General features: G+C 63.1%; 12 protein-coding genes and 1 pseudogene. 6 read left to right on the top strand and 7 right to left on the bottom strand.

Features of this window, described 5'->3' with window-relative positions:
- Positions 1 to 35: 35 nt before the first annotated feature.
- The gene (locus BVU17_15680; GenBank protein AUG49033.1) at positions 36 to 2,087 is read right to left on the bottom strand and encodes a formate dehydrogenase subunit alpha; all 2,052 of its coding nucleotides are present in this window, start codon (positions 2,085 to 2,087) and stop codon (positions 36 to 38) included.
- Positions 2,088 to 2,288: 201 nt separating this feature from the next.
- Between BVU17_15680 and BVU17_15675 the strand changes: the two genes are divergently transcribed.
- Genes BVU17_15675 through BVU17_15665 form a run of 3 tightly spaced genes read left to right on the top strand, consistent with a single transcriptional unit; the run spans position 2,289 to position 5,733 of the window.
- A complete protein-coding gene (locus BVU17_15675) occupies positions 2,289 to 4,202 on the top strand; it encodes a copper-binding protein (protein ID AUG49032.1) in 1,914 nt (637 codons plus the stop codon).
- The gene (locus BVU17_15670; GenBank protein AUG49031.1) at positions 4,199 to 4,924 is read left to right on the top strand and encodes an ABC transporter ATP-binding protein; all 726 of its coding nucleotides are present in this window, start codon (positions 4,199 to 4,201) and stop codon (positions 4,922 to 4,924) included. The genes BVU17_15675 and BVU17_15670 overlap by 4 nt, the downstream gene beginning before the upstream one ends.
- Entirely contained in the window at positions 4,921 to 5,733 is an 813-nt protein-coding gene (locus BVU17_15665; GenBank protein ID AUG49030.1) for a hypothetical protein, read from the top strand. The genes BVU17_15670 and BVU17_15665 overlap by 4 nt, the downstream gene beginning before the upstream one ends.
- A 2-nt stretch (positions 5,734 to 5,735) precedes the next feature.
- On the opposite strand, the gene BVU17_15660 is transcribed toward BVU17_15665, so the two are convergent.
- The 5 genes and pseudogenes from BVU17_15660 to BVU17_15640 all read right to left on the bottom strand — a co-directional run bounded on the left by BVU17_15660 (position 5,736) and on the right by BVU17_15640 (position 8,277).
- A complete protein-coding gene (locus BVU17_15660; protein AUG49029.1) occupies positions 5,736 to 6,263 on the bottom strand; it encodes an ArsR family transcriptional regulator in 528 nt (175 codons plus the stop codon).
- Positions 6,264 to 6,333: 70 nt separating this feature from the next.
- Positions 6,334 to 6,900, bottom strand: coding sequence for a nitrous oxide reductase accessory protein NosL (locus BVU17_15655; protein AUG49028.1), 567 nt, complete (start codon positions 6,898 to 6,900; stop codon positions 6,334 to 6,336).
- Between the two features lie 58 nt (positions 6,901 to 6,958).
- Positions 6,959 to 7,279, bottom strand: coding sequence for a hypothetical protein (locus tag BVU17_15650; protein ID AUG49027.1), 321 nt, complete (start codon positions 7,277 to 7,279; stop codon positions 6,959 to 6,961).
- 135 nt (positions 7,280 to 7,414) lie between these two features.
- A pseudogene (locus tag BVU17_15645) lies at positions 7,415 to 7,639 on the bottom strand (universal stress protein).
- Between the two features lie 158 nt (positions 7,640 to 7,797).
- The gene (locus BVU17_15640; GenBank protein AUG49026.1) at positions 7,798 to 8,277 is read right to left on the bottom strand and encodes a pyridoxamine 5'-phosphate oxidase; all 480 of its coding nucleotides are present in this window, start codon (positions 8,275 to 8,277) and stop codon (positions 7,798 to 7,800) included.
- Between the two features lie 280 nt (positions 8,278 to 8,557).
- Here BVU17_15640 and BVU17_15635 point away from each other — a divergent pair, with 280 nt between their 5' ends.
- The 3 genes from BVU17_15635 (at position 8,558) to BVU17_15625 (ending at position 12,757) form a co-directional block, all read left to right on the top strand.
- A complete protein-coding gene (locus BVU17_15635) occupies positions 8,558 to 9,460 on the top strand; it encodes a universal stress protein (GenBank protein ID AUG49025.1) in 903 nt (300 codons plus the stop codon).
- 127 nt (positions 9,461 to 9,587) lie between these two features.
- On the top strand, positions 9,588 to 10,022 hold the full coding sequence (locus BVU17_15630; protein AUG49024.1) for a flavin-nucleotide-binding protein: 435 nt from the start codon (positions 9,588 to 9,590) through the stop codon (positions 10,020 to 10,022).
- A gap of 149 nt (positions 10,023 to 10,171) precedes the next feature.
- The gene (locus BVU17_15625; GenBank protein AUG49023.1) at positions 10,172 to 12,757 is read left to right on the top strand and encodes a calcium-translocating P-type ATPase, PMCA-type; all 2,586 of its coding nucleotides are present in this window, start codon (positions 10,172 to 10,174) and stop codon (positions 12,755 to 12,757) included.
- 18 nt (positions 12,758 to 12,775) lie between these two features.
- Here BVU17_15625 and BVU17_15620 read toward each other — a convergent pair whose 3' ends face one another.
- On the bottom strand, positions 12,776 to 14,197 hold the full coding sequence (locus BVU17_15620; GenBank protein ID AUG49022.1) for a pyridine nucleotide-disulfide oxidoreductase: 1,422 nt from the start codon (positions 14,195 to 14,197) through the stop codon (positions 12,776 to 12,778).
- Between the last annotated feature and the right edge of the window lie 158 nt (positions 14,198 to 14,355).

The raw sequence follows: 14,355 nt of genomic DNA, 5'->3' as shown, positions 1-14,355 counted from the left end.
CGGCCGCCTGTACGCCCAGTCCCCCGCCGGCTCTGCTACCCTGCCTTCCGTACCGTCACCGCCGAATGCTTGTACTCGGGAATCTCGGCGACCGGGTCGAGCGAGTCACCGGTTAGGGCGTTTGCGAGCGGGTCCAGATAGTGGAACGTGCAGAATACGACACCGGGCCGAATGGCCGCCGTCACAGCCGCCGACACTGTCACGCTGCCCCGGCCGTTCTCCACGACGACAGCATCGCCGTCCTCGATACCGCGAGCGGCAGCGTCGTCTGGATGGATTTCGAGCACGTCCTCTCCGCGCATTCGCATGAGCGTCTCCGACCGGCGAGTGAGCGCGCCGCTGTTGAAGTGCTGGAGCGCGCGTCCCGTCGTGAGCACGAGCTGGTCCCCGGAGACGGCATCGGCTGGCGGTGTCGGCGAGACTGGGCGTAGCGGCGCCGTTTGTTCGCCCGAGGCGAACGTCTCCGTGTGGAGCACGTCGGTTCCGGAATCGGCCTCTGCCGGGAACGGCCAGCGCTGGTAGCCCTCACCGATGCCGTCGTAACTCATACCGGCGTACAGCGGAGTGACCCGCGTTAGCTCCTCGAACACCGCTTCAGGCCCGTCGTAGTCGAACGCGTCTGGCTGGTCGACCAACCGATGACCGAGGTCTGTGAGGATATCGAGGTCCCGACGGGCGTTTCCGGGCAGATCGGCGTTCGGCCGCATCCGCATCACCCGCCGGTCCGTGTTGGTCACGGTCCCCGCTTTCTCCGCCCAGCTGCTTCCCGGCAGCACGACATCGGCGTGGTCGACGGTCGCTGTCTCGAAAAGGTCGATGACGACGCAGAAATCGAGGTCGTCAAAGCCGGCCCTGACAGAACTGGCGTTCGGTTCCGTGACGGCCGGGTTCTCGCCGAACACCACCGCAGCCTTGACCGCGTCGCCGAACTGATGTGTCGCAGTCGTCTCCGTCAGGCCGGGTTCGCTCGGCGGCTCGACACCCCACTCGTCGGCGACACGCTGTCGAGCATCCGGGTCCGTAACGGGTTCGTAGCCGGGGAGCACGCTGGGAAGCGCGCCAACGTCGCCGGCCCCCTGGACGTTGTTCTGGCCACGGAGGGGGTTCACACCCGTGCCCGGGCGACCGACGTTGCCGGTCAACAGCGCGAGGTTCAACAGCGCGTGGACGTTGTCGGTCCCGCACGTGTGCTGGCTCATTCCCATCCCGGTGACGATTGCCGCTGTATCGGCCTCGGCGTATGCTCGGGCTGCCTCCCGAACGGTTTCCGGGTCGACGCCGGCTACGTCGGCACCCGATCCGACGTCGACGTTGTCGAGATGTGCCGTCAAGTCTGAATAGCCGGTTGTACGTTCCTCGACAAAGGACTCGTCGACGAGGTCCTCGTCGAGAAAGACTTTCGCCATCGAATTGAGGAGTTCGATATCGTATCCGGGGCGAACATCGAGGTGGATGTCGGCGGCATCGGTCGTGTCCGTCTCGCGCGGGTCGATATGGATGAGCGTGGCCCCGTTCCGAATCGCCGGCAGGAAATACGACCGGAAAATGACGGGGTGCTGTTCGGCCGGATTCGCGCCGGTGACGAGCAGACAGTCGGTTTCCGCGAGGTCATCGAGCGTGTTCGTCATCGCTCCGGCACCGAACCGCTCGCTCATCGCGGCGACCGTCGACGAATGACAGAGGCGAGCGCAGTTGTCGACGTTGTTGGTGCCGAGCATCCGCGCAATCTTCTGAAAGACGTAGTTTTCCTCGTTCGTGCAGTTCGAGGACGCGAAGAACTCGACGGCGTCCGGCCCGTGCTGGTCGACGATGTCATTGAGCCGGTCGGCCACGCGAGCCATGGCGGTTTCCCAGGGCGCAGTGGCGAACTGCCCGTTCTCACGGACGAGTGGCTCGGTCAGTCGGTCCCCGTGTTCGACCACGTCGTACGCGGCTCCACCCTTCGGACAGATCTCTCCTTTCGTGTTCACTGGCCCCGCTGTGCCGGTCGCCTTTCCGTTGTCCGCGTACTGTATCGTACAGCCGACGCCGCAGTACGGACAGACTGTCTGCTCGGCCCGGGGATTTCGGTTCTGGTCGGTGCCCATTTCTACGCTGAGTAATGGGAGTGCAGCTACAAGTAGCCGACCGGTAAAACGTAGGCGATTTTATCAGGGTAGCAAAACGACGCCACTTGAACGCCCTAGAACTGTGCTCCGGTCTGGTGTGGGTGACCGTGTGCGGGTGCGCTGCCAGTTTCGAGAGCCACACCACATACTGTAATGGGGCCTCACTCGTAGTACCGGCAGATGCGACTAGCCCTGTCGACTGTGCAACTCGTCGCGCTCCTTGCGGTAGTTCTTGGCACACTGATCGTTGCGATGTCGTTTGCCGTCGATACAACCAGCGCCCGTCCTGAACCAGTCCCGTTTGATAACACTGTCCAGCGTGGGATCACGATGGCCGACGAACAGATCGCCCGGAATCGGAGCATCAGCGTTCCGCGGGCGCAAGTCTTCTACTCACAGTACCGCTACGTTGTCGGCTACGTCGGCATCGATCAGGCTGTGACCGCGCTCACGGAACCGGGGCACGAGCAGCAGTTCGGCTATCCACTTGCGGTGTACGTTTCTGACTACAGTGACCGGCCAGTCAGGTGCGGTGACGACGGCTCGCTCCGGACCGCAACGCCGCCGGACTGGGTCGAAGCTAATCAGGCCTACTACGTCGTCGACGGGTCGGCGCGGGTCCCGTCCGGGTCGGCAGTTGTGCCGTTCGCCGACCGGGACGACGCCGAAGCGTTCACCGATAGCTGTGGCGGTCGAATCGTCGACTGGGAGGCCCTCAAGACACACTCGTTCGACCTCCAGCAGGCGGCGGCAGTCCGAAAACAGGTCGGTCCGCGGCGAAATGATGCGAACGCAATCGTACAGGCAACACGACAGCGTCGAGACCGACCTGTCTCTGTCGAAGTCGGAACCGATGCCCCAACGGTGCAGGCGGCCGTCGATGCGGCCCCGCCGAACACGACGGTCGTTGTCCCGACCGGGACGTACAACGAGCAGGTGACGATAGACAAACCACTCACACTCCGCGGTTCCGGAGCGACGCTCGACGGTGGTGGGAACGGTACTGTCGTGACAGTGACCGCCGACCGGGTCGGCGTCACCGGGTTCGAAATCGTCGGCGTCGGCAACAGGACAGTCGGCGACCCAGCGACGGCCAACGACAGCGCCTGGGACGCGACCGTCACGACCGCCTACGGCAACAGCGACGCCGCCGTGACCGGTCGCAACGTTTCAGGACTGTACGTCGCGAATCTCACCGCCGAGACGCCCGCAAGCGGCGTCGTTCTGCGACAGGCATCCGGCTCGGTCGTCGAGAACGTCACGGTCAACGGGACGGCAGACTGGCAGGATGGGTTTATGGGCGTTATCGGGATGCATGGGCCGATTGTCGTGCAGGACTCGGTGTTCAACGGCGGGCGTGACGGCGTGTATCTCCACCGGGCCGACGGGACCGTCATCCGGAACAACACCTTCCGGGACAACCGCTTCGGCGTCCACCTGATGTACACCTCCCGGTCGCTCGTTGCCGACAACGTCGCCCGGGGACAGGAGTACGCTGGTGTCGTCGTCATGACGAACCCCGTGGCGAACGCCATCGTCGGGAACGACGTGCGCCACTCCGGGAGTGGCGTCATGTTAGCCGGCTCCCGGAGCTATATTGCGCACAACGTGGTGGTCGACACTACGCAGGCGATGTCGACCAACGCCGACCAGTCCCTGTACGAGCACAACGTCCTGTACGGGAACGACATCGGTGTGAGAGCGTCGACAGTCGTCCCGTCGAACATCGTCACCGAGAACGATTTCATCGCAAACGACCGCCACGCCGTCTCCGGGCCGGGGCCGCTACGCGTGTACACACACGACGGCAGAGGGAACTACTGGAGCGGCGCGTACGACCTCACTGGCAAAACTGGCCCGGTGCTGGCCCAGTCCTACTCACCCACCGATTCCGTCGACCGTCGGCTCCATCAGACTGACGCCGCCATCGCCCTCAGGTCGGCCCCGAGCGTCCGGGGTCTCCGAGCGCTTCGCGGCACCACACCCGGCTTTCGCCGGGGAAGCATCGTCGACAGGGCACCTCTGTCGGACCCTGCGAATCCCGAGACCGTCAGGCGACTTCGAAACGAGACAGCCATGGAGGACCCAGCATGACCGGCGAGACGTACCTCACGGCGTCGGATGTCACGAAATCGTACGGTGATGTGACGGCCGTCTCAGAAGTATCACTCGACATCCCGTCCAACGCCGTCACCGGATTCATCGGTCCGAACGGGTCCGGGAAAACGACGCTCCTGCGCATGCTTCTGGGCGTCGAGCGACCCACAAGCGGCACCGTCTCGTACAGCGGGCCTGACGCCGAACGGCAACTGGGCTACCTGCCACAGCGGCCGACCTTCCGGCCGGGGTTCAGCGTCCGGGAGACGGCCGGATTCTACGCGGACCTCGTCGACGACGATCCGGACCGACTGCTTGAACGTGTCGGCCTCGAAGAAGTGGCCAGCCGCCCCGTCTCAGGACTCTCCGGGGGAATGACGCGCCTGCTGGGAATCGCGCAGGCACTGGCCGGCGACCCGCCGATTGTGATGCTCGACGAGCCAGCGAGCGGGCTCGACCCGGCGATGAGCCGTCTGATATTCGACATCGTCGAATCGATTGCCGACGCCGGTCGCGCCGTGGTTCTGTGCTCGCACGAACTGCCACTCGTCGAGGAAACGGCTGACCGACTGGTTGTGCTCGAGTCCGGTCGCCTTGTCCGAACCGGGTCGGTTGCATCTCTGCGGGAACAGACCGGCGGGCCGCTCCACGAGACGTTTACAGCGCTTCTCGAACAGGACAGAACCACTATCGCTGCGCCGGGGGGAGAGAAGCCATGACAGCGGGCGGTCGCTTCTGGACGGTCTTCGTCCGAGAGGTCCGGAGCGCAGTCAGGACACGCACATATATCGCCCTCGGTGTGGTCACGGGGGTTGTTCTGTTCGGCCTCGCCCACGCCGGCGGTGGCCCAGCCGGCGGCTACGTTCCAACCGTCGTTGATACGCTCGTCGCCGTCGAAGTACTCGTGCCGACGCTTGCCTTTGCCGTCGGCTATCGCGCGATTGCTGACCCCGCCGTCCGGGGCGAACTCGACATCCTCGACACCTATCCGCTGTCGACGTGGGCGTACGTCGGCGGAGTGTACGCGGGCCGCGCCCTGCTGTTGCTCACTATTGTCGTCGGTCCGTTGCTGGCGCTGGGCATCAACGTGGCGACGACTGCAGGACCGGAGACGACGGTGTTTGCGAGCCATCGCGGCGTCGACTCACCGTTCCTGTTCATCCGGTTTATCGCGCTGACCGTCCTGTATGCGCTCTCCTCGCTGACTATCGCGTTCCTGCTGTCAGCGCTCGCCGGCAGCCGGGGCCGGGCGCTTGTGCTCGCACTCGCCGGGCTGCTCGTCCTCACTGTCGGAAGTGATCTGGCGGTATTCGCAGCGCTTGACACCGGTGTTACCACGGACACCCTCGGCGGCGCGCTCGCCATGACCCCGGCGGGAGCCTACCGCGGACTCGTGTTCGATCAGGTCCTGTACGTCGCTGTTCCGGGCCGGTCGGCGTTCGTCCCGACGTGGGTCGCCTCCCTTTCGCTGCTGTTCTGGTGGGGACTCACGTTTGTGGGGGCGATGCTCGCGACGGATGCGGCCTGAGTTCAGCCGTCGTCTGCCGCGGCCGCGAGCCCTTCGTCGACCAGCCGCGTGAACCGGTCGATAAGACGATCTGTAAGCGACGGACGAACCGCCGCAAGCAGCCGCTGTGTCTCGTTCGGGTCAGTCAGGGTCACGACGACACGACCCCGGTCACCGTACGACTTCTCGAGTATCTCTGCGTCGGCCAGTGCCGAAACGTGCCAGGAAACCGTACTCCGGGCGACGCCCAGCCGGTCGGTCAGTTCGTCTGCTGACAGGGACTCCGCTTCCAGAAGATGCAAGAGAATCGTCCGCGCAGTCTCCCGCCGGGCAAAGGCGAGTACACGCCGCTCCCAGGGGTCGTACTCCCGGCTGTAATAGTGCGTTTTACCCTGAATCTCTTCGGCGACGATATCGCCGGCACGGCGCAGTTTCCGCAGGTGATACTGTGCTTGGCCAGTCGCGATATCGAGATCTGCTGCAAGCGCGTTGAAATGAACTCCCGGTTTGGACTCGACGTGGGAACGCACTTGCTCAGTAACCGTGGACATTGTCTTCAAGACAGCGTTCTATCCACCGAAACAACAGGGTATCGAACGTTCTCACCGCGTGGGAACTCGCCTACATTCCGCCGACTAGTTCCCGCGATATCTCCTCTGCGGGGAGCGTCTGACCGCCGTGTTCTTCGGCAAACGACTCGGCGTCCCCGCTGTCGCTAAACGGAACGATAGCGGTCCCCATCGCACCCTCTACCTCGGAGTTCGCGACGACAGTGAGGCGTTCCGTCGAAGCGAAGGCTTCTCGCCCCAGATGGCGAGAGATAATTGTCTTGCCCCCGTCGGTCTGGGTCTCGTAGTCGCGTGTACTGTAGTCGGTGAGGAACGTTTCCGCGGGCGTCCACCCCGATTGTTCTTTGGCGAATCGGTGGCGATACGTGCAGGTCGTACTGCAGAACCGTGCCGGCGGGTCGTGGCCCTCGGGCGAATTGTTCTGATAGTACGTTTGGCCGGCTGGCCCCGGGTGCTGGTCGATAACCATTCCACACTGGTCACAGTTCTGGCCGCTTTCGATGCTGACCGGGTCCATCTCCTCACTGGTTCCCAGACACCCCGAAAGCGAGACGACGGCCACAGTCCCAGCCCCGGCCAAGAAGCATCGCCGTGTGAACCCTGTTGTGTGTTTGGACATACGAGGTAGTACACTGAACGACACCAAATGGTTCATGGTGCGACCGTCGAAACGCCGGTCAGTCGGGGACGCTCGGCGGTGCGACCGAATAGATCGCACTCAGTACCAGCAGCGCGATCAGGAAGTCGAACCCGTGTTCAGTGAGGTGGTGTACGACCATCGGGACGACACCGAGAACGGTCCCGATACCGACCACGGACCGCACGACCAGTAACCCGATAGCGACGGTCAACAGCACGTACGGGCGTGACCGGCGCCGGCGTGTACTGACCGCTGCGACGACAAACAGCGCCACCGTTCCGAGTGTAGCGAGGCCTAGTACGGCGATCAACACTGCGGATTGACCGGGACCGATCCAGTCAGCCGTCGGTTGGAGCATCTCTCAATAGTCTGTTTCGAACAGTAGCACTGGAATCGGTTTCGGTCGCCGTCGCTGCCGCCGCTGAATCACAGACGGATGTACTCAGACACACCTCCACCGGCGAACCCCTGTTCGAACGGATCTGTCGCCCTCTCAGGTAGCCACCAGCACTGGCCGCCCCGCGTTCTGGACAACCCGGTCTGTCACACTGCCGATCTGGTTGCCTTTGCTGTGAGAATGGCCGTGGTAGCCGAGCACGACCAGATCGGCGTCGACCTCGTCTGTATAGCTGATAATTTCCAGGTACGGGTTCCCGTGACAGCATCGAGTGGTGACCTCGACGTCAACGGCGTCGCCTCTCTCGGCGACTTCTGCCAGCGCAGGCTCCCATCCTATTTCAATCTACTTACAATCCTCACTTAGTTGCACCTTATTACACGTAGCGCCCGCCAACAGCGGAATCTGCCAGCTTCTACTGGCGCAGGAGTATCGTCATTTCAGTAATGTCGTCCGGTTGTACCACGAGCAACCGACAGTCACGGTTCGATGTTCTCCCGAAAGTCGGGAGCCAGTCCGGTCTGCTTGATTCCGGTGAGATCCGTTATCTCGAATTCGTAAAGCGCGACTCCGCCGGACGTGGTGGCCGTCTGGAGCGTGTTGGGTCGCCAGGCGTTTTGTGTCATCGCCGTAATCTCTGCCCACTCGTCTTCTGGGACACTGTTGATATCCCCGGCAAGCATCACGCTCTGCCACTCAAACGCGGTGTCAATCTCGTAAACGAGAAACCGGCCGCGGCCGGCCCGCTCAGTTAGGTCCGCTTTCTGACTTGACTCGCCCAGCAGGTACGTGAAATAGAGACACGCCCCATCGTCGAAGCCGTACGAGAGCGGCAGCAGATACGGAACATCTGTTGTCGGAAGCCCGAGGACGCCGGTTGAGTGTGTGGCGAGGAACTCCTGTATCTCCTCGTCGTCCATCCGCTCAAGTCCGTACGCCTCTAATTCATCGATTGTCATAGCTCGCGTCTGATCATCCAGTTACGTATCCTGAATGTGACCCCACGGTAAAAAAAGTAGAGCGCGCTCCTCAGGGAGAGGCCGCCTGCTGTGTGGCACAGATACTGCGCCATCTCCGAACGGACCCGGTACTCGTTATATTCCCGGGACACATCCCGCCGAGAACTCGTGATAATCCCGGTAAAACAGTTGGGTGCCACACCCACCTACCGGATTTCTAATAACGTGAGAACCACGACTGCAGTTTATTGACTGACAGCAACGAGCTGTAAACGCAGCAATGTTCGATTCAATCCTGGTTCCGACCGACGGCAGCGAGCACGCAACCCGGGCCGCTGAACACGGGGCAGCGCTTGCGCGTGCGTTCAGCGGGACTCTGCACGTCATGGCTGTCATCGATACGCGAACGGCGGGCGGACCATTCAGCAGTGGTGAACTCGACGACGAGACACGCGACCGCATGAGGGCCGACGCCGACGCAGCAGTCACGGCCATCACAGACGCGGTGGACGCCGCTGGAGCGATACAGACGACTATCCGCACGGGCAATCCTGTCGACGAGATCTGTGCATACCGCGACGACCACGATATCGACCTGATTGCGATGGGAACGCACGGTCGTACCGGTGTCGGGCGATATCTCGCCGGAAGCGTGACAGAGAGCGTCGTCCGGCAGGCTGATGTCCCCGTTTTTACCGTCCGCGCAACCGAACAGAGTCGCGAGACCGACTCCTACGACGACATTCTCATCCCGACGGACGGAAGCACGTCTGCAACGGCTGCTGTCGAACCGGCATGCGAGATTGCAGCGCAGTTCGATTCTCGCGTTCACGTTCTGAACGTCGTCAACCTCGGCGACGTGGCGACCGGTTCGGAATACACGCTGCCGAAAGACTTGATCGATACTCTGGAATCACAAGGTAAGAAGGTGACCGAGCGGATTGCAGCGCAAGCACGCGAGTCCGGCGTGGACGCTGTCACGCAGGTCGTCGATGGATTCCCGGCGGCAGATATTCTCGATTACGCTGAGGAGAACGATGTCGATCTGATTGCGATGGGGACGGCCGGTCGGACAGGGCTCAATCGGTTCCTCATGGGAAGCACGACAGAACGGGTCATCAGACACGCTGACATGCCTGTGCTGGCAGTCAATGCCCGAGACCAGCATGGCGACAAAGCCTGAAAACAGCGTCACGCGTTTCTGTCTGCCAGCGTCTGACTGCGGACGGCGTCGGCCATGTCCCCAGCGAGCCAGCAGTCAGATGCGGCTCGACCGTGCACTTATTGCTGTTCCTGTTGTGACAGTAACTATGTCCGCGGACAACCCGATTACGATGACGGACGAGGAACGGGACGCGCTTCTGGGCAACGGGGGGACGGGCGTCCTCTCGCTGGCTGCCGGCGACGCACCGCCACACTCGGTTCCGGTATCATACGGGTACGACGCGCCGACTACTACCTTCTATTTCCGGCTGGCTGTCGGCGCTGAGAAGTCGAAGGGCGAACTCAGCGACCGCTCGGCGACGTTCGTGACCTATCGCGAGACAGAGACTGGGTGGCAGAGTGTGGCCGCCAGCGGTCGACTTGAAGATGTCGAACGGGAGGGAATTGAGACGGACACGCTAGCGGGACTCGAACACGTCGACATTCCGCTGGTCGACATCTTCGAACGCCCGCTCCGCGAGGTGACATTCGAATTTTACCGCCTCGTGCCGGATGACCTGACGGGACGAACCGAACTCTAACACGAGACGGCTCTCAGCAGTACCGGCGAGTGCGAGTATGGATATCATACAATTGATGCGTCCATTCCCCGTCGAAACCAGCGTCTCAAAGAAGCACTGCCGTACTACGGAGGTAAACTCATATCAACACAGCGGTAGATCTGCCGTCCATGTCCGAAGCTGCCCACACGCAACCGACTGCCGACGTTCTTTCCGGACTCGACAGCGAGTCTGCCGGGCTATCGGCGTCGGAAGCCCGCTCTCGGCGCGACAGACACGGCGAGAACGAAATCACGCAGGGCAGCAAACGGACACCACTCGATATCGCTGTTGCACAGTTCGATAGCGGCCTTATCTGGGTTCTCGTTGCGGCCGCGATACTGTCCGTGTGGGCGGGACACGCTGTCGACGCAGTCCTGATAGCCGTGATTGTAGTCGGGAACGGTCTGTTCGGCTTCGTCCAGGACTACCGTGCAGAGGGAACGCTCGAATCCTTGCGAGAACTGACCGCTCCAACCGCGACAGTCAGGCGCGACGGCAAATCTGTCGAGGTCGACGCGACCGAACTCGTCCCGGGTGACGTTATCGAACTGGAGAGCGGTGACGTCGTTCCAGCCGACGGTCGGCTGATTGACTGTCAGTCCTTGGAAGTAGACGAAGCAGCGCTCACTGGTGAGAGCACGCCGGTCGCGAAGGGAACTGAGCCGGTCGGAACCGATACACCGCTTGCGGAGCGCGAACCGATGGTGTACAAGGGGACGAACGTCACGCGCGGTTCGGCTGTCGCCGTCATCACGACAACCGGGATGAACACTGAGGTCGGGTCCATCGCCCGCAAGCTCGCGGGCACGGAGGAAACCGACACACCACTCCAGACTGAACTCGACGCACTCGGGCGGACACTTGGTATCGGTGTGATAGCTCTTGCTGCGCTCGTTGTCCCTCTTCTCGTCCTCCAGGGGACCGAACTGGTTCAGGCGGCACTCACCGCGATATCACTCGCGGTGGCTGCGGTTCCGGAAGGCCTTCCAGCGGTGGTGACGCTAACGCTGGCCCTCGGTGTCCGGAAAATGGCCGACGAGAACGCGCTCGTGCGGCGCTTGCCCGCCGTCGAGGCGCTGGGCTCCGTCGATGTCATCTGTACGGACAAGACCGGGACGCTGACCGAGGGGCGAATGTCAGTTAGTCGGATCTGGGTCAACAACGCCGTTGTCGACACTGGCGAGATAGACGGGGAATCCTTGCCGGACCGCGTTGCCAAAGTGCTGCGTGCAGGGACACTGTGTAGCGATGCGACCCTCGAAGAGGGCGACCCGACGGAGCAGGCCATCGTCATGGCGGCTGATGAGTCCGGCATCAACGTCGAACGTCTCCGTGAAGCGAACCCGAGAACAGACGAGATACCGTTCTCCTCGGAGCGCAAGTGGATGGGCACTGTGCACGATGACACGGTCTACGTCAAAGGCGCACCCGAAGTCATCCTCTCGAAGTGCGCCCGTGTCCTCACCGACACTGGACCGGCGGACCTAACGGCCGACAGCGCCGAGCAGATCAGGGGGCAAGTCAGAGCGTTCGCTGACGACGCGCTCAGGGTGCTCGCCGTGGCGTACTCAGCGGACGCCGACGTGGTCGAACGCGATGACACAACCGGGCGGGCCGACGATATCAGCGACGACCTGATCTTCGCCGGGCTGCTCGGCATGATCGACCCGGCCCGTGGAGAGGTCGCCGACGCGATTGCGGCGACTGAGCGTGCCGGCGTCGGCGTGAAGATGGTGACCGGGGACAACGTCCGGACCGCCGCGGCCATCGCCGGCAAACTCGGGATCGGCGAGCGCGTGATGGACGGCCGCGACGTCGAGGATTGCTCCGAGGCAGCGCTCCGTGACCGCGTCGAGTCTGTGGACGTGTTCGCACGCACGTCTCCGGAGCACAAAGTACGGATTCTGCAAGCGTTACAGGCGAACGGCCATACCGTCGCAATGACTGGCGACGGGGTCAACGACGCACCGGCGCTGAAAAACGCCGATATCGGCGTCGCAATGGGCGTCCGCGGAACTGACGTGGCCAAACAGGCCAGCGATGTTATCCTGCTGGACGATAACTACGCGACAATCGAGCGGGCAATCGAGCGCGGACGGGCGATCTTCGACAACGTCTGGAAGTTCGTCGGGTACCTGCTGAGTGCCAATGTGGCAGAAGTGGCTATCGTCTTTCTCGCCTCGCTCTTTGGCTACCTCGTCTTGCCGGCGGTACAATTGCTGTGGATTAATCTCCTGACTGACGGACTGCCAGCGCTCGCGCTTGGGGCCGACCCGAAAAGCGGCGACGTGATGCAGCGGCCGCCCAGAGACCCGGACCGGGGCATCATCGACCGCGAGATGCTCGCACTCATCGGGGGCACGGGAGTCATTTCGACAGCCGTAATGCTCGGGCTGCTACTGGTCACGCTTGCAGGCGCACCCACAGTCACGCCTTACGCGATGACGATGGTGTTCACCGGGTTCGTCTTCCTCGAATTCGAGAAACTGCACGTGATTCGCTGGCTCCGGGAGACACCGCAACTGTCGAACCGGTGGCTGGCCTCCGCCGTTTGTGGGTCGGTACTCCTGCAGCTCGCCGTCCTGTACACTCCTCTCAACACCTACTTCGGGACGGTCCCGCTCGGCTTCGCCGACTGGGGGTTGATCGGTGGGGCTCTCTTGCTCGCCTTGCCGCTGTACCTCGCTGTCGCCAGCGGCGTGAAGCGTCTGTAACGCTCTGAGCCGTGGCCCCTAGAGGTGTCCGTTGAGCACCTTCGCGGCGACCAGCACCGGGTCCCAGACGGGGCTGAACGGCGGCGCGTACGCCAGGTCAAGTCGTTCCAGTTCGTCGACAGTCATATCAGCCTCGATGGCCGTCGCGAGCGTGTCGATACGTATCGCCGCTCGGTCTTCGCCGACGATTGCACCGCCCAGCAGGCGACCGCTCTTCCGGTCTGCGACCAATGTCACGTCGGTGTCGTCGCCGCCGGGGTAGTACCCTGACCGGGAGCCGGCGGTGACTGTTTTCGATACCGGGTCGAACCCGGCAGCGCTGGCCTCTTCGTGGTCGAGGAGGCCGACGCGCCCGCATTCGAGGTCGAACGCCTTCACGACGGCTGTCCCGGCGATATCGCCGACGAGGGAGGGGTCACCAGCGACGGTCTGCCCGATTGCGCGACCGGCCCGGTTCGCAGTCAGTCCGAGCGGAACCCAGTCGGGCGCATCGGTCACGGCGTGGCGGTCCTCGGCGCAGTCCCCGGCGGCGTAGACGCCATCGACGTTCGTCGCCCCGTACTCGTCGACCGCTATCGCCCCGGAACCACCCAGTTCAACCGGTGTGTCTGTGACGAGTGCGGTGTTCGGCCGGATGCCGATACCGACCAGTGCGAGGCCCATATCGGTGGTGCCGCTGTCGTGAGCGACTGACGCAACACGCCCGTTTTCGTCGCCGACGAGTTCGTCTACAGCGGTGTTCAGATGCAGCGTCACGCCCTGCTCCCGGAGGTGGTCGGCAACGCGCTCGCCCACTGCTTCCCCGAACGGCGGCAGGAGGTGGCCCGACCGCTGGAAGAGGTGCGTCTCCACGTCGTGGGCGCGGAACGCCTCGGCCATCTCCACGCCGACGTAGCCGCCGCCGACGATGGCGACGCGCTCGGGTGGCTCCCAGTCGGTATACTTTTTGACGAGCGCCGTATCGACGTATTCGATACTCGTGTCGACGGCGTCGTCGTCAGGTCCGGACAGCGCGGCGCGGACTGCGGCGGCCGAGTCCAGCCCGTGCATCGTGAACGCGCCGTCGAGGTCCGCCCCTGCGATCGGTCCAGTCACGGCGTGTGCACCTGTCGCGACGAGCAGGTCGCCGTATGGCTGGTCGAACGTCTCGCCGTCGTGCGCGACGGTGACCGTCTCGGCATCGGTATCGACGCTGACGACCTCGTGGTCCCGGCGAAGGTCGATACCTCGTTCGGCCGCCTGCTCGGGCGACAGCGAGAGGAGGTCAGTCAGCCGCTCGACAGTTCCCTTCACGTAGTACGGCGTCCCGCAGTGGGCGTAGGACACCCACTCACCCTTCTCGAAGACAATCACGCCACGGTCCGGTGCCTCACGGGCGAACTTGCTCGCGGCGCTTAGCCCGGCTGCGTCGCCACCGATGACTACGAACGGGTCTGTCATACAGTCCGTTGCGTCGCTGCAGTACTTAGTGTTGAGTGAGAAATGGGTAACTGCAGAGACCACTGTGAATATTTGTGTCCGGAGCGGATTCGAATTGGCTGTCCGGTGGTTCCCGTGAAAGACACGGACGGCCTTCGATTCAGCCGCGCTGTGGGTCG

Source organism: Haloarcula taiwanensis, assembly GCA_002844335.1.
GTDB classification, from domain to species: domain Archaea; phylum Halobacteriota; class Halobacteria; order Halobacteriales; family Haloarculaceae; genus Haloarcula; species Haloarcula taiwanensis.
This window is presented reverse-complemented; position numbering and strand designations above follow the sequence as displayed.

What these genes read in the sequence shown, in the direction of transcription:
- BVU17_15635 (AUG49025.1), top strand. Translation starts at nt 8,558, where the DNA reads ATGTTCGATTCAATCCTGGTTCCGACCGACGGCAGCGAGCACGCAACC.
- BVU17_15660 (AUG49029.1), bottom strand. Translation starts at nt 6,263, where the DNA reads ATGTCCACGGTTACTGAGCAAGTGCGTTCCCACGTCGAGTCCAAACCG.
- BVU17_15630 (AUG49024.1), top strand. Translation starts at nt 9,588, where the DNA reads ATGTCCGCGGACAACCCGATTACGATGACGGACGAGGAACGGGACGCG.
- BVU17_15655 (AUG49028.1), bottom strand. Translation starts at nt 6,900, where the DNA reads ATGTCCAAACACACAACAGGGTTCACACGGCGATGCTTCTTGGCCGGG.
- BVU17_15665 (AUG49030.1), top strand. Translation starts at nt 4,921, where the DNA reads ATGACAGCGGGCGGTCGCTTCTGGACGGTCTTCGTCCGAGAGGTCCGG.
- BVU17_15650 (AUG49027.1), bottom strand. Translation starts at nt 7,279, where the DNA reads ATGCTCCAACCGACGGCTGACTGGATCGGTCCCGGTCAATCCGCAGTG.
- BVU17_15625 (AUG49023.1), top strand. Translation starts at nt 10,172, where the DNA reads ATGTCCGAAGCTGCCCACACGCAACCGACTGCCGACGTTCTTTCCGGA.
- BVU17_15640 (AUG49026.1), bottom strand. Translation starts at nt 8,277, where the DNA reads ATGACAATCGATGAATTAGAGGCGTACGGACTTGAGCGGATGGACGAC.
- BVU17_15675 (AUG49032.1), top strand. Translation starts at nt 2,289, where the DNA reads ATGCGACTAGCCCTGTCGACTGTGCAACTCGTCGCGCTCCTTGCGGTA.
- BVU17_15620 (AUG49022.1), bottom strand. Translation starts at nt 14,197, where the DNA reads ATGACAGACCCGTTCGTAGTCATCGGTGGCGACGCAGCCGGGCTAAGC.
- BVU17_15680 (AUG49033.1), bottom strand. Translation starts at nt 2,087, where the DNA reads ATGGGCACCGACCAGAACCGAAATCCCCGGGCCGAGCAGACAGTCTGT.
- BVU17_15670 (AUG49031.1), top strand. Translation starts at nt 4,199, where the DNA reads ATGACCGGCGAGACGTACCTCACGGCGTCGGATGTCACGAAATCGTAC.